Below are 21022 nucleotides of genomic sequence, written 5' to 3' on the forward strand. Positions count from 1 at the left end.
CCTGATCGTGATCCTTTGAAAGAAGTTGTAGAATTTCCTCTTGATTTAAGGTAATATTTAATTGAGCCATTGTTCATCCTCCTAGTATTTTTAGTTTTTTTTGGTTAATTTAAATTATACCTAGGAGACGAGCACTTGGCTCTCTTTTTTTTATCAATTTACACCATTATACGGGCATAACCAAGACAACATCCCTTTTTGCACGTAAAAAAACATCTTTTAAAAAATAGTGCTGCTCAACCAAGATCTCACTCAATTTTACGGACAAAATGCCATTTTTTGCTGATTTGTCCGTAAACGGCAGTGATTTTAACAAATGCAGTGCTCGCTAAATCAGCGCGCCACACTCTCAGTCAAATTTACTTCCAAACTATTTTCATGGAAGGCGATCGTCATATATACGAAAAAACCGGATTAGATTTGCAATTGATTGCAAATCATCCGGTTTTTCAATTGAGGCATATTTTTCCAAACCTCATCCGTTTTTTAAATTTTAAGCACAGTTTTTTGCCAATTTCACCAATCTGCAATCAGCCGCCCAAATATGCTTTTTGAACGCTTGGATCGTCAAGCAGATCTTTACCAGTTCCGGTCATCTTGACCTCGCCGGAAGCCAAAACATACCCACGATCGGCAATTGACAATGCCTGTTTGGCATTTTGTTCGATCAAAAGAACAGTTGTCCCCTGATCACGAATCGTTTCGATGATTTTAAAGACTTCCTGAATGTAAATCGGAGAAAGTCCCATTGAAGGTTCGTCCAACAAAATCAGCTTGGGACGTGCCATCAAAGCCCTGGCCATTACGAGCATCTGCTGTTCGCCCCCGGAAAGCGTAGCAGCGTCCTGTTTTTCACGTTCCTTTAGGACGGGAAAGCGCTGATACATCTTTTCAAAATCTTCTTGGATGCCGTCTCTGTCCTTGCGCAGGTAAGCCCCCATCAAAAGATTTTCGCGAACGGTCATTTCCTCAAACACGTGTCGTCCTTCCGGAACTTGAGAAATGCCCTTCGCCACGACTTTATTCGGCTTTAATTTTTCAAGATGAGTGCCTTCATAAACGAGTTCACCGCTCTTAGGCTTTAAAATTCCGGAAATCGTTTTGACAATCGTTGATTTTCCGGCACCGTTTGCACCGATCAAGGTCACTATTTCGCCTTTGTTGATTTGAAAGCTGACGTTTCTGACAGCTTGAATCGCTCCATAATTCACTGACAGATTTTTAACTTCAAGCATCGGCATCAGCGTCACCTCCCAAGTAAGCTTTGATAACTTCAGGATTATCCTGAATTTCCTTTGGCGTTCCTTCTGCCAAAAGATGACCATGATCAAGCACGTAGATTCGCTCTGCGATATTCATGACAAGCGACATGTCGTGTTCAATCAGCAAAACCGCGGTATGATATTCTGATTGGATCTTTTTGATCAAACGAGTCAGATCCGCCGTTTCTTCCGGATTCATTCCGGCAGCAGGCTCATCCAAGAAGATAACTTTCGGACGCGTTGCAAGCGCCCGAACGATTTCAACCCTACGCTGAGCACCGTAAGGCAGATTGCCGGCACGATTTTCGGCCACAGAAGCCAACCCAAAATCGTTCAATAATTTCATTGCTTCTTCTTTCATTGCATCTTCTGTTTTATAATAGCTCGGCAAACGAAGAACGGACGAAACAAAACTTTCCTTATAGTGATTCGTCAAAGCAGTCAATACGTTTTCCAAAACCGTCATGTCAGAAAACAGACGAATATTTTGAAACGTTCTGGAAATTCCCATTTGAGCCACGGCATAAGCCTTTTTGCCGGTAATTTTTTCTCCGGCAAGATAAACGTCTCCTTCAGTCGGCGCATTCACACCCGTCAGCATGTTGAAAAGCGTCGTCTTGCCGGCACCGTTCGGCCCAATCAAAGCAACCAATTCGTCAACGCCGACATGAAGACTGACGTTGTCAACGGCTGTCAGGCCACCAAATTTTTGCGTAAGTTCCTTTGCTTCCAAAATAGGTGTCGTCATGCCTTCGCCTCCCCTTTGTCAGCTTTTTTATAATTGAAGATTCTGGCAAACGATAATTCGTTCGTTCCCATCAGGCCGCTTGGCTTGAAGACCATCATCAAAATCAAAACAATGGCATAAATCACCATGCGCAATACGCCGAAACTTTGCAAAACGGTGTCCAAAATTCCCAAAACGACTGCGGCAACAAACGTCCCGGTCATGCTTCCCATTCCGCCTAAAACAACGATGATCAAAATCGAAACGGACTGCATGATGCCATAATTGGAAGGAGCAATCGTCTGAATATAGCTGGCACTTAGCGAGCCGGCAATGGCGGCCGTGACCGCACCCAAAACAAAGGCAGCCAGCTTCCAGCGAGTCGTGTTGATTCCCATTGCTTCTGCGGCAATTTCGTTGTCACGAACAGACATGACCGCACGTCCGCCGCGACTATGAATAAAGTTTACCGTTACGATCGTCGTCAGACAAGTCAACACGTAAACCAGCGGCCAGGTCGTATACTGAGGAATATTGAACAGGCCGGCAGGACCGTTCGTAATCTTCATGTTATTTAAAACAATTCGCACGATTTCAGCCGCACCCATCGTTGCAATCGCAAGGTAGTCTCCGCTGAGCCTAAAACAAGGAATTCCGACGATAATCGCAACAACGGCCGCAATCGCCATCCCGACGAGAACCGAAACGATCCAACCGCCGAAACTGTCAAAACCTCCAAGCGTCATGATTCCTGTCGCATATGCGCCGATTGCCATGAATCCAGCGTGTCCGAGCGAAAATTGACCTGAAAAACCGATGACAAGGTTCAAGCCTACTGCCAAAATGATGTTGATTCCGATCGTCACGAGCATATTCTCAGTAAAAGAATCGATTACTCCGATCACAACCAAAAAATTGATTAGAACAAAGCCGACTACCATGAGCAAAAGCCAGCTGAGATTTGATTTCAAATTTGCTTTCATGATAATCACCTACACTTTCTCAATCGTTCTCTTGCCGAACAACCCTGACGGCAAAACCAGCAAAATGATGATCAAAACGGCGTATACGGCCGCATCCTTATATGCTGAAAGACCGATGCTTTGGAACATCGTTTCCAAGAAACCAATGACGATGCCACCGATTGCGGCGCCGGGAATTGATCCAATGCCGCCCAAAACAGCCGCAACGAAGGCTTTGATGCCAGGAGTAAGTCCCATCATCGGATCAATCGAATTATAGTACATCCCAATCAAAACACCGGCAGCGCCCGCAAGCGCTGAACCGATTGCAAACGTAAATGCAATCGTTCCGCTGACATTGATTCCCATCAAAGCTGCCGCATCAGGATCAACGGCCATGGCTCTCATGGCACGACCCATCTTGGTTTTTTGAACGATCACCTGAAGCAAAATCAGCAAAATGATCGTCGTGATAAAAATTAAAAGCTGAACGTTTGAAACCTGAACCGGTCCCAAATCATACGAGACGCGCTTGATTACCTGCGGAAAGTTTCTCGTGTTCGCAGTAAAAAGATAAGTCATTCCGTTTTCAAGGAAATATGAAACGCCGATTGCGGTAATCAGCATCGTAATCCGCGGAGAATTCAACAGTGGCTTATAGGCGATGATTTCAACCAAAACACCGGCCAGTGCGCAAAAGACCATCGATGAGATAAGCGCGCCAAAGAAACCAAAGTGCAAGCACTTAATCGTATAATATCCGAAAAACGCCCCCAGCATGTATACGTCACCGTGAGCAAAATTCAACAGCTTGATAATCCCGTAAACCATCGTATAACCCAAAGCCAGCAGGGCATAAATGCTTCCGAGAGAAAGGCCGTTGATCAGCTGTTGCAAAAATGTCGACATCAGCTATTCCTCCCTAATTTCTGAATTATTGACAAAAGGCCGCAAGAAATTCACCTGCGGCCCTGCGTCTTTTACTTGACTACATAACCCTTAACTGACTTGCCGTTTTCCAACTTAACAATCGTAATCGATTTTTGAGGATTGTGCTTGGCATCCATTGTCGTGTTGCCCGTAACGCCCTTGAAGTTCTTGAGCTTTGCAAGACCTTCCCGAATCTTGACGGAATCAGCTGATTTTTCAGTCTCGATGGCTTTCTTGACCATGTAAACCGAATCATATGCCAAAGCGGCAAACGTCGGTGCATCTTCACCGAATTTTGCATTGTATGCCTTGTTGAACTTGGAAACAAGCGGATTAGTTGCGGCCGAAAGAGCCGTGAACGGTGTCGTGTAGTAAATGTCTGATGAATTTGCGTTTCCGGCAATCTTGATCATCTTGTCGTCGGACATGCCGTCAGCCCCCAGAATCGGCTGCTTGATGCCGGCTTCGCGAGCCTGCTTGATGATCGTGCCACATTCCGTATAGTATGCAGGAATGTAAAGCGCATCAAAATTCTTGCTCTTGATGGACGTCAAAATCGAATTGAAGTCCTTGTCGCCTGCTTGGAAGTACTGTGCAGCAACGACTTGGCCCTTGAATGCTTTCTTAAAGGCCTTTGTGATGCCAGTGCCGTAATCACTGGAATTGTCTGCCAAAATTGCCACTTTCTTTGCTTTCAGCGTATCGTAAGCAAACTTGGCCGCCGTAATCCCTTGGTAGTCGTCTTTAAAGCATGCACGGAAGACATAAGGCTGAACCTTGCCTTTCTTGTCAAGCGTAAAGTCTGGTGCCGTTGCCGATGCCGAAAGGAATGGCACGTTTGCTTTGTTTGCCGTTGGAATCGTTGCCGTACCGGCATTTGTCGTTGCCGGTCCAATCAATGCGACAGCCTTGTCCTGAGAAGTCAATTGAGCCGCAACGGAAGCGCTGGTTGAAGTCGAACTCTTGTTATCGCGATAGATTGCTTTGATTTTCTTCTTTTTGCCGTTGACGTTTACGCCGCCTTTTGCATTGATTTCTTGAACGGCCAATTCAATCCCGTTCTTTTCTTGTTGGCCATAACCTGCCGCAGCACCGGAAAGTTCCATGTTGACGCCGATTTTAATCGTGTCGCCTGCTTGATTTCCTTTGGAAGCTGCTGATTTGACCGTACATCCTGCCATAAATGCGGAACACATCATTGCTGCAGCCGCAAAGCCTGCCATTTTCTTAATTTTCATAAAAAATCCCAATCCCTTCGTTTGATGATCCTGATATTGATTCTCGCCGATTAAGAAAAAAATTAAGCCTTCATCCTAAATGGATGAAGGCTTTTTAATCCCGGGAGACCTCATCCAACTACACTCAAACAAGGACTCAGCAACATAAAAATCTTAATTCTTACGTTCCTGAATCCTTGATAATAATTAGACGGGCAAATAGCGAAGCGCACTGAAACGATTTATGTCTTTTATTCATGTCACAATTCATTTCAACCACTCCTTTGTACTTTATTCCCTTTGTCGGTTTGATTAATGCTATTATATTTATAAAAAAATTAATTGTCAACATTTTTTCTAATTTTTTTGCAATGCTTTTTTGAGATTATTCACTCTGTCCCCATTGTCTCAAAATTTTTTTAAGAAAGATTGTTCCTTTGAAACGTTGATATGCTATGATTATTACATAAATTAGAATGAAATGAGGTCTCGAAGTGAAAGTAAGCATTGCACAAATCGATATTGCTTATGGAAATGTTTCTAAAAACTATGAACGAACGGCAAATGCTCTGCAAAAAGCCCTGGCCAATCATCCGGACGTCATCGTTTTGCCAGAAATGTGGAATACAGGCTATGCGTTGGACAAACTTGACGAACTGGCAGACGAAAACGGCGAGCGGACAAAGAATTTCCTTTCTGCATTTGCCAAAAAACATGACGTCAATATCGTCGGAGGCTCTTGTGCCGTCAAACGCCAAGGCAAATTTTGGAACACCGCTTATGATTTTGACAGAAAAGGACAGCTGAGCAACGAATACGACAAGGTTCATCTTTTTGGACTCATGCAGGAAGACCGGTTTATCGCTCAGGGAAATTCTGAGAGCAGTTTTGAAATCGATGGCATAAAATCGAGCTGCGTCATCTGCTACGACATTCGTTTTCCAGAATGGGAGCGCAAACTGATGTCTTCCGGTGCAAAAATCCTGTTCGTTTCCGCTCAGTGGCCTGACGTTCGCATCAAGCAATGGGAGATTCTGCTTCGTGCGCGCGCAATCGAAAATCAGTCCTTTGTTGTCGCAGCCAATCGAGTCGGTGATGCTCCAAACGACCATTTTAACGGACACAGCCTGATCATCGATCCGTTTGGAGAAATAATCGCAAACGGATGCAGCGGACAAGAAGAAATCGTTTCGGCAATCCTTGACCTTTCGCTCGTCGACAAGGCGAGAGGAAACATCCCGGTCTTTAAAGATCGGCGCCTGGACCTTTATTAGATACTAAAAAACAGGACCTTGTCGCACTTAACTGCTTCAATGGTCCTGTTTTTCGTTTCAAAATCAGTTGCTAAAAATGCTTTGAATCAGCTCCTGCAGCTTGTCGCCCGAAATGCTGCAGATAACTCTGAACGTGATCACGAGCACGACAATATTGGCAATCATGACCAGCGTCCCCGAATAAATTTTGTTCATCCTGTTTTCATTTTGGGCAGCATAAACGAGCGAAACGTTCCATTCAAGCCATGAAGCCGCAAGCAAAAGCATCGCAAGCAAAATGACTGACGACGAGCTTGCAACGACAAACCCGGACAGAATAAACAACGTATCTGCAATCAAAATAACGTTGCTGTAATGAGCAACCTTGTTTGAAAACGTCAAAAAATTCGTCTTTTCATCTCGTCCGCAAAAAAGATAGGCAATACCGACCATCGCCAAAGCTGCGCAGAAAAAGACGATGAACCCCGTCAGATAAAAACCAAAGTCCATGCCTGAGGATTCGTAGGACGAATCACCAAAGAAACTTGCAACCGAGCTTGAAGCAACCTCAACAATCGCATTGACATACTTGCCGATGCCGACGATCAAAAACAATGATTCCAAAGCAAGCGAAATCAAGCCCGCATACTTGTTCGTCTGCTTGACTTCAGTCGGGTTCTTCCACGAAGTAACCAGCCAATTCCAATAGCTTGCGGCATTTTTCTTAAGTTCATCGGTATCGATTTGAGAAACGGCTTCCGTCACCTTTGATGCCACGTCTTTTTTAGGCGTTTCAGCAGTCTGCTCATTTTTGACTTCTTTTGCTTCTTCCGTTTGCTTGTTTTCTTCCATTTTATATTTCCCCCTCTCATGCATAAAAAATGCATATCCAATCCGAAGCTCTGTATTTTAACCAACACTACTTGACTTTGATGCCATTTGCGGCAAGGTTGTGCTGAAGCACCTCAAGCGAACTGTCTTGCGTCGACACCTTACCATCGTCTTCCGTATCGATGCTGTCAATGTTCGTATGATCTCCTTCAATTGAAACATTGCCGACGGTAACTTCAACCACCCTGGTGTTGCTGTCGTCTGCTTCATCGTCTTCATCATAATCATCTTTGACAGTGTAAAGAACCGCAATCGTGATCTTGTCCTTTCTTGATGCCTCAAGGCCTGACTTATCGTTCAATTCAACAGACGTATCTTTTTCATCGCTGTAATCAGAATAGGCGGACGTCGGCACGAAATACATATTGATGAACGTGTTGACGTACTTTTCGATTTCGCCGTACGGGTATTCATCGTTAACCATTGAATCAGTGACCTTCTTGATTTCATCAAGATCTTTTGTTGCAGCAAGTTCCTTTAACCCTTGAACCGTGTACGTGAATTCTTTTTTGCCCCGGAAGTCGAACTTTTCATAATCGGTAAATTCGGAAGGAAGCTTGATTGTCACCTTGTCGCCGTTGCTTAACGAGCCGTTCTTCTTGATGTGGAACATGACTTCGCCCTTGTACTTCTTGCTTGTGATGGCAATCAGACCTTTGCCGTTATATCCGTATGCCTGAACGTTCAAATCCTTGGCAATATCTTTGGCGGTAACCTTTTACGGTATACGTCTTAGATTCGCTCTTAATCGGGTTTTCCTTATCACCGGTCTTAATCGTTACGACATACTTATCGCCGTTTTTTAAGTTCTGTGCTTTGTTTACTCTGACGCGCGTGTCTTTGACCCAACGCTCAACTTTGACAAGTTTATCTCTTTCATCAGACGTTGCTTCGCTTTCAAGTGCTTCAGCATTAAGTTCGTTCGACTTGAGCTTTTCCGTCAGATAATCATCAAGCTTGAGTTTTTTGGAAAAGACGTCAACCATGTTCGAATTGAGTTTTTTGCTGTCCAAATCAGCAATGCCGTGCCCACTGTAGCCTTCATACTTGACTTTGACGTCATCCAACACGCTCTTTTTTTGTGAACATGCGCTGATCATGACAACTGACAAAGCCATTACCGCAATCAGCAACAGCTTTCTTAGTTTCATACCCTTTCTCATGGAACAATTCCTCCAATTTTTATGTAATTACGCTAGATATTTACATGATAGAAATTTTAAACTCAAAAGTTTCCACCCTAATTTCCATTAGTCGAATGTAATCTTTCCATAATATTCAGATTTAAGAATTCTCTGTCGGACACGGTTATTTCGGAAAAGCATCCAGGTTTTCACTGTCGTAAGTAAGCTCTGCATTTATAAAAATCATCCTCTGCATTTAAATAAAAAAGACCCGCTGAACGTCACATTCAACGGGCAAAAGCCTACTTCAAATAAATTTTTCTCAAATCTTCTTGCTCATTTGCGCTAAGCTTCAGCTCTTTTTCCAAATATTCGCCAATGCTTCCGTATTCACGAGTCATCGTACCGAGCGCACAATCCAAATAATGCTCGGAAACAGAGCCCAAATTAAAAATATTCTTGGCAAAAATTTCGCCTTTTTGCAAGGCACGGACCTCTTCTTTTTTCTGCTGTCCTCTCAGATACTTGTTGGATGCCAGGTAATCAGCTCGAATCACCGTTTCATCAACGCCAAGCACCGTTAACAGATAGAAGGCCCCCATCCCTGTTCTGTCCTTTCCGGCAGAACAATGAAACAAAACCGATTCGTCGTCTTTGTCGTTTGCAAGCAAAACATCGAAAAATTCGCGATACGCTTTTTTGGCGCAATCCTGCAAAACAATATCGTTGTAGGCATCCAGCATATCTTTGAATGCCGCCTGCTCATCAACGTAGTAATTGCGCCTTGATTCCCATTTGTCGTTTCCGCTCCTCGTTTCGTCAACGGGAAAAACCGGTGCGAAGTGATATCTTACACTTGCCGGAATTCGATCGGGCTCATTTTTTCGTTCAGACATGGATCTGAAATCAACGTCATGTTTCAAACCGTATTTTTCAAGAAAAACAACATCATCATCGTTCAGATTGCTGAGTTTCCCGCTTCTGATGATTTTCTTCTCCTTTAAGACATGACCATCGTGCGTTTTGATTCCGCCCATGTCGCGGAAATTGTCACAATTCGTCAGCATCGCTTGTTCCTCGCTTTCGTCTTATTCTAAGAAATTATAAGCCAGTTTTGACGACATTGCAAAGAATTATGTTCTGATTTTGGCGGCGGCAGGATTTTACGGGCAGATCTCAAAAAGCGGCTTTTTGACCGTAATCCACTTTGAATCTCGAGGGACAGTATGATTTTTTCTACCTGCTGGTCCAAATTCGGCCCGCGCGGCCTCGAAAGTAGACAAAAACCGGGGGGAATGTCTGATTTTTGTCTACCGACTGATCCAAAATCGAGTCGCGCGGCCTCGAAAGTAGACAAAAACTGGGGGAAATGTCTGATTTTTGTCTACCGGCTGATCCAAAATCGAGTCGCACGGCCTCGAAAGTAGACAAAAACTGGGAGAAATCTTTGATTTTTGTCTACCGTCGGCTCCAAAATCGACTCGCGTGGCCTCGAAAGTAGACAAAAACCGGGGGAAATGTCTGGTTTTTGTCTACCGCCGGCTCCAAAATCGACTCGCGTGGCCTCGAAAGTAGAACAAAATCCTCCAAAATCGGAAAAATGTTCTATTCGGGTACCTTCGCCAAAGCAGTGTGATCTCAGATTACAAGCAAATTCCAAAAAGAACGTTTTGCCCGTAACCGAAGTCAGGTGCAGTGCCTGAGCAGTTGCCGCGCAGCACTGCATTTGGCAAAATCACTGCCAATTACGGACAAAATAGGAAAAAACATCTATTTGTCCGTAAATTTGAGTGAAATCTTGGCGGACTGCCCCAAAAATAAAAAATACGTGCCATCACGGCACGTATTTTTATCATTATTTAGTTGCGTACGGGGTCATAAGAGTTCGGCTTCACACCTTGTCTTAATCGGGTTCAGACCAGCAACAAGGCTCATGATAATTTCGTGCCGCGTCGTGACTGCGCTTGCGCTGATCACTCGCGCCCCTCCTTATCTACCGCCTTGTTGAGCGGCTGGTCTTCACACCTTGTCTTAATCGGGTTCCAGCTCGCATTCCCCCTATCGCAAGCAAGGACTACCTGGACGAGACGAGCTCGCCTTCGGTCGCCCAAAGCTTGCGTACGGAGTCATGACCGCTCGCTTCCACACCTTGTCTTAATCGGGTTCCAGCTCGCATTCCCCCTATCGCAAGCAAGGACTACCTGGACGAGACGAGCTCGCCTTCGGTCGCCCAAAGCTTGCGTACGGGGTCATGACCGCTCGGCTTCACACCTTGTCTTAATCGGGTTTCGCCTCACATTCCCCCTATCGCAAGCAAGGACTCCCTGGACGAGACGAGCTCGCCTTCGGTCGCCCAAAGCTTGCGTACGGGGTCATGACCGCTCGGCTTCACACCTTGTTCTTAGCTCATTCATTTTAACAAAATCATTCGTAAAAATGCCGGCAACATTTTTTTCCATCAATTCTTTTGCTTCTTTTTCATCATCAATCGTCCAAATGCGCTGAACGCCGTCAAAATCATGATATTCATTGGGATGGATTCCGGAAAGTCCGTTGTCCGAAACGACTTTTTCCGGGTCGGCAATTTTCCTGTACACAAGCCAGTTGCAATCAAGATCTTTATCAATCGCAAGGCATCTCAGCATTGTCTGCAGATTAAACGATGAATAGATGAGCGGATGTCTGAACTCGTATTCCCGGACCATGTTGAGAACGATCTCCTCAATCCCCCGGTACTCGTATTTGTCCGTCTTGAATTCAAGGTTTGCCAAAGCATCATGTTTTTCAATCAACTCAAACACGTCCTTTAAATCCGGAATCGTTTCGCCGTTTTCCAGATGAAACTGCTGCAGCTCCTCATGCGTGTAATCCTTGATGTTTCCCTTGCCGTCGGTGGTGCGGTTGATTTTTTCATCGTGCATCACGACCGGAACCTGATCCCTTGTCAAGTGAACGTCAAATTCGATTCCGTCAGCACCGTTTTCCAAGGCGTATTCAAAACCTTCAAGCGAGTTTTCCGCAAATTTTGCGGGATAGCCGCGGTGTCCAAAAATTTTCGTTTCAATTTTCATAAAAACCCTTCTTACTTGTCAAAGCCGTTAGCCTTGTTATTTGATGCAACGTATTTGTTCATTGAAGTCTGCGCCTCAGTCAAGGCGGTTTTGGCATCTTTTCCGTCATAAATCTGTTCCATTGCGGTTTGAATCAACAAACGGTTCTGAACCAAATTCTGCATGAAAATGCCGGAGTTTGCCTTGTTTGGCATCGTACGGTTAAGCTGCTGACTCGGGATCTTTGCCTGCGACATCTTCTTGTAAAGCTTCTTCAAAACATCCTGATCTGCCGATTTCTTGTTCAAGGCAAGATATCCGGTTTGCGCCTGCCAGCTTGCCTGTGATTCTGGCGTCAAGAGATATTTGACGAGTTCCCAGGCGCCGCGTTGAACATCTTTGGACTTGTCATTTGAAATCCAGAGCGAAGCCCCGCCAATGGAGACTCCGTTGGCTTTTTTGCCGTCTTCATGCGGATAGTAGCAAACGCCGATTTCATCCTTCGTTCCCGTTGTCAGCTGCGTGATCGACCCGGACGATTGCAAAAACATACCTAAACGCCGTGACAAAAATGCCGCCGTTTCGTTCCGGCATTTGACCCGGCGCCGTAGTTCATGAAACTGCCCTGCTTGAGTCCTTTTTGAATCCACTTCATCGTGTTGACGGAAGTGCTTGACGTGAAATCAACCGCAGTCGGAACGCCGTTATGGCCATCAGCTTTGTTTGCCATGCACGCCCCTGCATTTGCCAAGAACTGTTCGAAGAACCAGCCGTAGATTTCGATGCTCATGCCCTTGATCTTATGATTTGATTTCTTATAGATTTTGTTTGCAACGCGCGTGACGTCAGAATATGACGGATCAAGCGGAGGCGGCGTGATGCCGAGCTTTTTAAGCAGCGTCTTGTTATAGTAGAGCACGGGCTGCGAAGAGTTGAACGGCATCGAAGTCCTTTGAGTAAAAGGCACGTGCCACTGATGAAATCTGACTGACGTCATAACCGTCCTCGTCAATGAACTTTTGAACCGGCGTCGTATGCTTGCTGTAGTACATCTGCGCGCTCGAGATATCCATTGCCTGGAAAACCGCCGGCGAAGCATCCGTTCCGTGAGTGTTCAAAATTTTTTGCACAGCTTCATTATAGTCGCCTTCAAATTCCGCTTCAACTTCATATTTGTCCTGATGCTTGTTGAATTCGTTTACCAAGCGCTTGAGTTCGACCTGCGCCGGACCGGTCATTTCATGCCAAAACACGATTTTCGTGCGCTCGGAAGCAGAAACGTTCGCCGGATTTGCCGCAAACGCCATGATGGAAAATGCAGCGCCCAATGCCACTGCGATCCTTTTGATCTTCATTATTTGACCGCCCCTTCATTAATGCCTGATTTAAACGACTTTTGACCAATAAACAAGACAATCAGCGTCGGAATCACGACAATTGCCGCACTTGCCTGAATCATTCCCCAGTCATTGAACGTTTCCTGGGATTGCAACTGACGCAAACCGTCCTGCACCGGTCTGTATTTGTCAGAAAAAGTCGTCAGCATTGGCCAAAGATACTGATTCCAACTGCTCAAAAAACTGTATGAGGCAAGGGTCAGCAGACTGATCTTGGCATACGGCAACGTGACTTTCGTGTAAAATTTCCAATGGGAAAGTCCGCAAACGTCGGAAGCTTCTTTCAGTTCAGCAGGGATCTGCTTGAAATTTTGCCGCAGCATGAACGTGCCGAAAGCAGACGTCAAAAACGGCACGACCATTACGGAATAAGTGTTAAGCAGATTCAGCTGGCGCATCGTCGCAAAGTTCGGAATGACTTCTGCTTCAAACGGCAGCATCATCGTGGCAAGGAACAGGCCGAACAGGAAATTGCGGCCTCTGAATTTCAAAAAGACAAACGCATAAGCACTCATTGAGCAGAAAATCAATTGAAATGCAGTGGTTAAAACCGAAATCACCAGACTGTTCAGCAAATAGCGGATAATTGCCGTGTTTTTCATGGCATTGACGTAGTTGTCAAGCGAAATATGAGTGCTGAACAAGCTGCCTGACGAAATGTCTGCCGTCGGCAAGAAACTCGTCCAAAGTCCCAGAACAAATGGCGTCAGGATAAAGACCGAAAGCAAGCATAAAACCACGTAGCGACTGATGCGCTCTTTTTTCGACATTACTTCTTCCATCAGTATGTCACCTTCTTTTCCAGGAATTTAAATTGAATCAGCGTAAAGACGGCGATGATGATTGCCAAAACAACCGATTCCGTGCTTGCAAGAGCATAGTTGCCGTTCAAGAACGCATCTTGATAAATGCGATAGACCAAAAGATTCGTAGTGTTGTTCGGTCCGCCGGCCGTCATCATGTCGATCAGTCCGAAACTTTTGAAAGCATCGATCAAAGTAATGATTGCCGCAAAAAACAGCGTTGGCGAAATCATCGGAATCGTAATATTAAAGAACTGATAACGCTTGGAAACACCAGCAATTCGCGCTGCCTCATAAAGCGTCACCGGCACCGACTGCAATGCTCCGAACAAGATCAAAAACGTAAACCCGAGATTCATCCAAACGGTCGAAACAATGATGGCAAACATTGCCCAGCCAGGCTGAGTCAGCCAGTTGACCACCGGCAGATGGAGAAATTCGGCAATCTTGTTCACTAATCCGACCGAAGGATTGAAAATGAACAGCCAAAAAATGGCGGCAACGGAAACGGACACGCCCATCGTGGAAGAAAAGGCGGTTCTGAAAAAGCCGATGCCCTTCAGTTTGGAACTTGCGGTTTGTGCCAAAAGCAATCCCAAGACAATCGTCAGAATCGACACGAACAAAACGTAAATGAACGTGGCTTTCATGCTGTTAAGATAAGCACTTGACGTAAACAGATCTATATAATTCTGCAACCCGACGAATACGGTCGGCTTGCCCAAACTGTTCGTCAAAAAGAAGCTCATCCAAACCGTCTTGATCATCGGATAAAAAACAAAGACCGATAAAATCAAGAGGGAAGGTCCAAGAAAAAGCAGCGCATAATGCTTGTCATGTGCCTCGATATCGTACCCGATGCTGATTTTTGAAGCCTTATCGTGCAGCTGTTGCGACAAACTCTTCTTCTGATCGACTTGTTCCATTTGAAGAACCTCCCTTTGCGAATAATTTCCCTGTTTTGTCAAAGATGTAGAAAATCCCCTGCGGCTTGACGAGCATGCGCTGATTGATCATCCAGTCATGATTCATTTCGTCATCAACTGTCACTCTGATTTCGTCACCGCCGTCAAGTTCAAGCTCAACAATCGACATGTTGCCGAGATATTCAGCATTGACGACTCTGGCATTTGACCGGTCGGCTGCTTTTTCAACGGAAAATCCAGAAGGGCGAACGCCGACGATGTAATCATCGCGATCCATGCCGTCTTCGCAGTCAAATTCCAAACTTTCATCAACGACCAGCTTATTCAAACGAGCGTCATACGTCGCTTCAAGCAGATTCATGCGCGGCGTGCCGAAAAATTCGGCAACGAACGTATTTGCCGGATGATTATAGATTTCAAGCGGAGTGCCGATTTGCTGAATCTTGCTGTCGTGCAAAACCATGATGCGATCGGCCATCGTCATGGCTTCGACTTGATCATGCGTTACGTAAATCATGGTCAGGCCAAGTTTTTGCTGCAGCATGCGAATTTCGGAACGCATCTTGCCGCGAAGCTGCGCATCAAGGTTTGACAACGGCTCGTCCATCAGGCAAATTTCTGCATCGCTCGCAATCGCGCGCGCAACGGCCACGCGTTGGCGCTGACCGCCTGAAAGGTCGCGTGGCTTGCGGTCGCCGTACTCGGTCAGATTGACCATGTCCAATGCTTCGTCAACGCGGCGCTTGATTTCTTCCGCATCCATTTTGTGTTCCTTGAGTCCGAAAGCAACGTTGTCGCGCACGCTTAAAAACGGGAACAACGCATAATTTTGGAAAACCATCGTCAGGTTGCGATCTTGCGGCGGCAAATTCGTAACGTCTTTGCCGTCAATTTCAATTTTGCCTTCAGAAATCGAAATCAATCCTGCAATCATTCTCAAAAGCGTACTCTTGCCGCATCCGGACGGACCAACGATCGCAAAGAATTCACCGGATTCAATTTCCGTCGTGATACCGTTCAAAGTCCAAGAGTTGCCATCGTAACTCTTGCCGATGTTTTTCAGTTCAATTGTCATTTAAAGCTCACCCCTATGTGTTTATGGGTAAATCTTATCTGATGAATGTAAGGGAATAATCAGTTTAACGTAACGGTCATGTAGCAGTTAAGTTAACATTTTGTGAAAGCGCTGCATTTTTCATTACAAACTTCAGCTCAAGGCACAAAAAAGAGGTCGGAAAAAACTCTGCCTCAAATCGAGAAACCGGATCAGATTTGCGATCGATTGCAAATTTGATCCGGTTTTTGCGTATACGTGACAACCGCCTTCCATGATGGAAATAACCCAAAATAGCTTGGCACGTTGATTTATCAAACGCTGCATTTGTCAAAATAATGCCGTTTACGGACAAATCGATGGAAATGGGTCTTCTGTCCGTAAATGACCTGCTCGAAGAAAGGCGATTACGGACAAAATGGGCAAAAATGGCCGTTTGTCCGTAAATTTGAGTGAGATCTTGGCTAAGATTGGTTGAGCAGTGCCGCTGCTTGAAGAAAGTGGCTTTTATTCATCGGAAATTAAAAAAGCCGGACGAAGTCAGCTGCAACAAGACCGCCTTCGTTCGACTTTTCGTTTAATTCAAGAGAGAAAAGAGACTTTTTCCAAGCCTCCATTCCATTTTCCTATTTTCTCTCAAATAAATTCAGCTTATCGATTCGTTCCACTGCCTCAACCAGTCTTTCGGGCGAAACGAGCAAGCCGATGCGAACGTACCCGTCGCCTGCCTCACCGAAGCCCTTGCCTGGCGCAACGGCCACATGTGCTTCGTTCAGCAGGACATCGGCGAACTGTTCACTGGTATATCCCTTCGGAACGGGCATCCAGGCGTAGAAGGTCCCTCCCGACTTAAACGCATGCCAGCCGATTTTTTCAGCTGCATTGACGAATGCGTCACGGCGGCTCTGGTAAAGAGCAACGAGCTTTGCAATTTCAGGGTCGCGCTCCGAAGACTCCAGGGCCACGATACCGGCATCCTGGACTGCCGGATAGACGCTGACGAAAAGGTGGTCCTGAATGAGGTTCAAAGCTTCAATCATCTCCTGATTGCCGGCAGCAAAGGCCAGGCGCCAACCGGCCATGTTAAACGTCTTTGAGAACGTGTAAAGTTCGATCCCGACGTCCTTTGCACCAGGAGTTTCAAGGAAACTCGGATTTTTATAGCCGTCAAAGCCGAGCGCACCGTATGCAAAGTCGCTGACGACGCCGACATTGTATTTTTTAGCAAAAGCAACCGTCTTCTCCCAAAACTCGCGCGTCGCAACGGCACCGGTCGGATTATTCGGATAGTTGAGATAGATGAACTTGGCTTTTTTGGCAACATCTTCCGGAATATCGTCATAATCCGGCAAGAAGTCGTTTTCAGCCTTCAACGGCACCGTTTCAAGCTTGACCTGACCGAGCGCAACGCCTGAAAGGTAGTCAGGATAGCCTGGATCGGGCAAAATAATCGTGTCGCCCGGATTCATCAAAGCCCACGGCAGTTCGACCAGCCCGATTTTGGAACCGCCGAGAACGCAGATTTCCTTTTCGCTGTCGAGTTCGACACCGTATTTCTCCTGATAAAACGCTGCACAGGCTTTCTTGAAAGTCGGCTGGCCGCGAAACTGCGAGTACTTGTTGTTGACTGGTCTTTCCGCCGCTTCTTTCAATCCTTCAATGATGTAGTCGAACGTCGGCTGGTCAGGATTGCCCTGGCCGAGATTGATGACGTCGTATCCTTCGGCAATTTTTTTGTTAACCTTGGCAACAAGTGCTGCAAAAAATTGCTTTGGCAATGTTTGCATTAAATCTGATTCTGGAAATTCCATTTGATGATCCTTCTTTCAAATACAGTAAAATTAGTCACGCTGCAATTTTTTGGCACAAATGTCGCCCACAGTCTGAACGATTTGAACCAAAACAATCAAAACAACGATCGTCGCATACATGACTGACGGTTGGTAGCGTTGGAATCCGTACTGATAGGCAATGTCGCCCAAGCCGCCGGCACCGACCAGACCTGCCATTGCGGTTGCGCCGACAAGCCCGATCGTCGTAATCGTCAACCCGCGAACAAGACCTGATCGCGCTTCTCTCAAGACGACGTTGACGATGATTTTTCCGTTGGAAATGCCCATTGACTGATATGCTTCAATAATCCCGGAATCGACTTCAAGAATTGAAGATTCGACCAAACGAGCCAGGTACGGAACACAATAGAAGACAAGCGGCAAAATCACCCCGCGGATTCCGATCGTCGTACCGGCAATGATTTTTGTAAGCGGCAAAATCAAAAACAGCAGGATAATGAAAGGCAACGAACGGAAAATATTCACCAACCAGTTGACGACCGTATAAAGCGACTTGTTCGGATGAAGTCCCTGATTGCTTGAGTTGACAAGCAAAACCCCAAGAGGGATGCCCAAAATTACTGAGATGACCAGAGTAATCGACGTCATCGTCAGCGTTTCTAAAAATCCGGTCCAAATCGTCGGACCCCATTCATTGATAAAAGACATTAAATCTCAACCCTTTCGTAATAAATATCCTGAGTCCGCAGACCTGCCATTGCATCGTCAAACTCTTTTTCGCCTTGAAAATCAAAATGAACCAGCAGACGTCCGTAGGCCTTCTTCTTGAGATAACCGATTCCGCCGCCGAGAATGTTGGGCGACACGCCGTATTTTGCCGAAAGATCGGCAATAATCGGTTCATTGGCCGTTTGACCGATAAACTTCAAGACAACAAGCTGTCCGTTTGTCGTATACGGTTTGAGAATTTCAAGCGGAACACCCATTGTGTCCGTGATGCCGATGAACTTCTTCGTAGCTTCCTTTTCTGGATTTGTAAAAACATCCAGTACATTGCCCTGTTCAATCAGCTTCCCCTTCGCCAAAACGGCCACGCGGTCACAGACGCGTTGGATGACGTCCAGTTCATGCGTAATCAAAAAGATCGTGATATGCAGTTCCTGATTGATTTTGAGCAGCAGTTTTAAAATCGATTCCGTCGTTTCAGGATCAAGCGCGCTCGTTGCCTCATCGGACAATAAAATCTTCGGCTCATGTGCCAAAGCACGCGCGATTGCGACGCGCTGCCTTTGACCGCCTGAAAGTTCTGCCGGATAGCGATCTTTTTGTTCCCACAAATCCACGATTCTGAGATACTTTTCCGATCGCTGTTCGGCAAGTTCTTTTTCAAGTCCTTCAAGCTTTAACGGCAGCATCACGTTTTCAAGAACCGTCGCCGTTTTTAAAAGATTGTATCCTTGGAAAATCATTCCTATTCTTGACCGTTGCCGCTGCAGTTTCTTCTTGTCCGTCGGATCGATCTTTTCGCCGTCAACGATGACTTCTCCCGTCGTCGGAACTTCAAGTCCGTTGATCATGCGAATCAACGTGCTTTTCCCGGCACCTGAATAGCCGATGACGCCAAAGATTTCTCCTTCCTTGATGTTTAAAGAAACGTCGTCCACGGCCTTGACTTCCCGTTCCTTATCCTTGTAAATTTTAGTGACGTTCTTGATTTCAATCATTAAAATCGCTCCTTACTGCTGCCTGCTTCTTACTTGCTTGATGAAAGCACTACCGAACCCTTGAATTCCTTCTTGATGAATGCAGCGGTCTGCTTTGAGTGATAGTACTTGTCGATCTTCTTTATGACCGCATCGTTCTTGTGTCCTGATTGAACGACAAAAACGTTTGGGTACGGGTTGTTCTTCAACGGTTCATGGAAAATGGCATTTTCGTTGATTGAAAGTCCGGCACCCATTGCAAAGTTCGTATTGATTGCCGCCGCAGTTACTTCACCGAGCTGCTTTGGAAGCTGCGAAGCCTCAAGTTCAACAATCTTCAAATGCTTGGGATTTGAGACTACATCCTTTTTAGTTGCCGTCTGCCCGACGCCTTTCTTAAGCTTGATGATGCCTGCCTTTTCGAACAGCTGCAGTCCGCGCGTTTCGTTGCTTGCATCATTTGGAACAGCAATCGAATCGCCGTCCTTCAAATCCTGCAGATTCTTGATTTTCTTTGAGTAGACACCCATCGGATATGCCACCGTCTTGAACGCCTGATCGAACTTGTAGCCCTTGTTCTTGATCTGATCCTTCAGAAACGGAATCGTCTGATAGCTGTTTGCGTCAAGGTCACCTGAACTCAAGGCCGAATTCGGCGTATTGTAGTCCGTGAACGACTTTATCTTGATGTTTAAGCCGTCTTTTTTGGCTTGTTTTGCGACTTCTTCCATGATCTGTTGATGAGGTCCTGCAGTTACGCCAACCGTAATTTCCTTTTTGCTCAGTTCCTTTGAATCCTTTTTGCCGCAACCTGAAAGCACCGTACCGGCAAACAACAAAACGGCTGAAAAGCCTAAGATTGATTTAATTACGTTCTTTTTCATAAGACATCTTCTCCTCTTTCAATTAATACGGATAAACAAAAAGTACCCGTCCTCCAAAAAAGGACGGGTACCAAGACCGTGTTACCACCTTAATTCGCAACATCTTCTCAGATGCTGCCTCAAAAACTTCGACACACTGCGCACATGCGTAAAGTCTTGCGGTGGTAACGTCCGCAACCACGTTATCGGCTCACCTCGCTCACCGATACCATTCCAAGCCCATCTTCAGTCTGCTTCGTACTGCCTCTTCACACCAACCAGGGGCTCTCTTCAAGCGTCCGCAAACCTACTCTGCTCTTCATCATGTTTTCCGTTTGTTTTTATGTATGTTAGTTTAATACCGTTATCACCAATTGTCAATTGTTTTTTAATTTTTTCATCAGATTTTCTGTATCCATTAAAACTTAGTAATCCACTTTCCAAATCAATCGTTTTGAAATATTGGGGGTACATAATCAAATTGCCAATGTCTTTTTTTGAAACAAGAAAAACAGGAGAAATTACTTCAAAATTTTCTAATGCAAATACTCTTATAGAGGTACTGGGGGAAACTTAAACTCATCGTCAGTTTTGATTCACAAAAAAGAAAGATTTTCTTTGAAAATGGCATTTCGGTCGACGTTTCACGCAGTAACGCAAAAATGTCAAGAAGACAATGGAGAAATATTGCAATGATATTCAGTAAAAAATACCCTTATATTCCACAAGTTGATGAAACGGACTGCGGCATTGCCTGCCAAGACCTACTTACGGGCAAAATGCCGTTTTTTGAGATCTGCCCGTAAATGGCAATCCTAGGTTACGGGCAAAACGACGATTTCTAGGATTTGCCCGTAAATGGCAATCCTAGGTTACGGGCAAAACGACGATTTCTAGGATCTGCCCGTAAATGGCAGACCTAGGTTACGGGCAAAACGGCGATTTCTAGGATTTGCCCGTAAATGGCAGTCCTCGGTTACGGGCAAAATGCCGTTTTTTGAGATCTGCCCGTAAATGGCAATCCTCGGTTACATACAACGTCCGCTTTTGGGCCGTTTTGATACAAG

19 protein-coding genes, 1 pseudogene and 1 other annotated feature are annotated in these 21022 nt (G+C 45.5%); of the genes and pseudogenes, 2 read left to right on the top strand and 18 right to left on the bottom strand.

What is annotated here, in order from left to right; all coding sequences use genetic code 11:
- Positions 1–530: 530 nt before the first annotated feature.
- The 5 genes from BMZ95_RS08240 to BMZ95_RS08260 form a co-directional block, all read right to left on the bottom strand.
- Positions 531–1235: an ABC transporter ATP-binding protein gene (locus BMZ95_RS08240; protein ID WP_174519779.1), complete on the bottom strand. Its 705-nt coding sequence runs from the start codon at positions 1233–1235 to the stop codon at positions 531–533.
- Positions 1228–2010, bottom strand: coding sequence for an ABC transporter ATP-binding protein (locus BMZ95_RS08245; RefSeq protein WP_046922882.1), 783 nt, complete (start codon positions 2008–2010; stop codon positions 1228–1230). The genes BMZ95_RS08240 and BMZ95_RS08245 overlap by 8 nt, the downstream gene beginning before the upstream one ends.
- Entirely contained in the window at positions 2007–2972 is a 966-nt protein-coding gene (locus BMZ95_RS08250; RefSeq protein WP_046922881.1) for a branched-chain amino acid ABC transporter permease, read from the bottom strand. Before BMZ95_RS08250 ends, BMZ95_RS08245 begins: the two co-directional genes overlap by 4 nt.
- Before the next feature lie 9 nt (positions 2973–2981).
- Positions 2982–3860, bottom strand: a complete 879-nt coding sequence (locus tag BMZ95_RS08255; RefSeq protein ID WP_014074069.1) for a branched-chain amino acid ABC transporter permease — start codon at positions 3858–3860, stop codon at positions 2982–2984.
- A gap of 71 nt (positions 3861–3931) precedes the next feature.
- Positions 3932–5119: an ABC transporter substrate-binding protein gene (locus BMZ95_RS08260; protein ID WP_014074070.1), complete on the bottom strand. Its 1188-nt coding sequence runs from the start codon at positions 5117–5119 to the stop codon at positions 3932–3934.
- Between the two features lie 473 nt (positions 5120–5592).
- On the opposite strand from BMZ95_RS08260, the gene BMZ95_RS08265 reads away from it, so the two are divergent.
- Entirely contained in the window at positions 5593–6372 is a 780-nt protein-coding gene (locus BMZ95_RS08265) for a carbon-nitrogen family hydrolase (RefSeq protein ID WP_046922880.1), read from the top strand.
- Positions 6373–6435: 63 nt separating this feature from the next.
- On the opposite strand, the gene BMZ95_RS08270 is transcribed toward BMZ95_RS08265, so the two are convergent.
- From BMZ95_RS08270 to BMZ95_RS08330, 13 genes and pseudogenes are all read right to left on the bottom strand, one after another.
- A complete protein-coding gene (locus BMZ95_RS08270) occupies positions 6436–7203 on the bottom strand; it encodes a DUF6574 domain-containing protein (RefSeq protein ID WP_046922879.1) in 768 nt (255 codons plus the stop codon).
- 67 nt (positions 7204–7270) lie between these two features.
- A complete protein-coding gene (locus tag BMZ95_RS08275; RefSeq protein ID WP_046922878.1) occupies positions 7271–7930 on the bottom strand; it encodes a hypothetical protein in 660 nt (219 codons plus the stop codon).
- Positions 7905–8405: a hypothetical protein gene (locus tag BMZ95_RS08280; protein WP_046922877.1), complete on the bottom strand. Its 501-nt coding sequence runs from the start codon at positions 8403–8405 to the stop codon at positions 7905–7907. Before BMZ95_RS08280 ends, BMZ95_RS08275 begins: the two co-directional genes overlap by 26 nt.
- 263 nt (positions 8406–8668) lie before the next feature.
- Positions 8669–9433 (bottom strand): tyrosine-protein phosphatase, encoded by a 765-nt coding sequence (locus BMZ95_RS08285; protein WP_046922876.1) that lies wholly within the window; start codon positions 9431–9433, stop codon positions 8669–8671.
- Between the two features lie 1305 nt (positions 9434–10738).
- Positions 10739–11437, bottom strand: a complete 699-nt coding sequence (locus BMZ95_RS08290; protein ID WP_046922875.1) for a glycerophosphodiester phosphodiesterase family protein — start codon at positions 11435–11437, stop codon at positions 10739–10741.
- An 11-nt stretch (positions 11438–11448) separates the two neighbouring features.
- Positions 11449–12771: pseudogene (locus BMZ95_RS08295) on the bottom strand (ABC transporter substrate-binding protein).
- Entirely contained in the window at positions 12771–13595 is an 825-nt protein-coding gene (locus tag BMZ95_RS08300; RefSeq protein ID WP_014074079.1) for a carbohydrate ABC transporter permease, read from the bottom strand. Before BMZ95_RS08300 ends, BMZ95_RS08295 begins: the two are co-directional and overlap by 1 nt.
- Entirely contained in the window at positions 13595–14542 is a 948-nt protein-coding gene (locus tag BMZ95_RS08305) for a carbohydrate ABC transporter permease (protein WP_046922874.1), read from the bottom strand. The genes BMZ95_RS08300 and BMZ95_RS08305 overlap by 1 nt, the downstream gene beginning before the upstream one ends.
- Entirely contained in the window at positions 14493–15617 is a 1125-nt protein-coding gene (locus BMZ95_RS08310; RefSeq protein ID WP_046922873.1) for an ABC transporter ATP-binding protein, read from the bottom strand. The genes BMZ95_RS08305 and BMZ95_RS08310 overlap by 50 nt, the downstream gene beginning before the upstream one ends.
- Positions 15618–16222: 605 nt before the next feature.
- Complete coding sequence (locus BMZ95_RS08315; protein ID WP_046922872.1) at positions 16223–17407, bottom strand: pyridoxal phosphate-dependent aminotransferase; 1185 nt, start codon at positions 17405–17407, stop codon at positions 16223–16225.
- Between the two features lie 30 nt (positions 17408–17437).
- The gene (locus BMZ95_RS08320; RefSeq protein ID WP_014074084.1) at positions 17438–18097 is read right to left on the bottom strand and encodes a methionine ABC transporter permease; all 660 of its coding nucleotides are present in this window, start codon (positions 18095–18097) and stop codon (positions 17438–17440) included.
- Positions 18097–19113 (bottom strand): methionine ABC transporter ATP-binding protein, encoded by a 1017-nt coding sequence (locus BMZ95_RS08325; protein WP_056990461.1) that lies wholly within the window; start codon positions 19111–19113, stop codon positions 18097–18099. The genes BMZ95_RS08320 and BMZ95_RS08325 overlap by 1 nt, the downstream gene beginning before the upstream one ends.
- Positions 19114–19142: 29 nt before the next feature.
- Positions 19143–19976, bottom strand: coding sequence for a MetQ/NlpA family ABC transporter substrate-binding protein (locus BMZ95_RS08330; protein ID WP_046922870.1), 834 nt, complete (start codon positions 19974–19976; stop codon positions 19143–19145).
- 56 nt (positions 19977–20032) lie between these two features.
- Positions 20033–20287, bottom strand: a binding site (T-box leader).
- An 11-nt stretch (positions 20288–20298) separates the two neighbouring features.
- On the opposite strand from BMZ95_RS08330, the gene BMZ95_RS11705 reads away from it, so the two are divergent.
- Entirely contained in the window at positions 20299–20532 is a 234-nt protein-coding gene (locus tag BMZ95_RS11705) for an ABC transporter transmembrane domain-containing protein (RefSeq protein ID WP_338132381.1), read from the top strand.
- Positions 20533–21022 lie beyond the last annotated feature (490 nt).

Origin of the sequence: Ligilactobacillus ruminis DSM 20403 = NBRC 102161, from assembly GCF_900113455.1 — a bacterium.
Classification (GTDB): Bacteria; Bacillota; Bacilli; order Lactobacillales; family Lactobacillaceae; genus Ligilactobacillus; species Ligilactobacillus ruminis.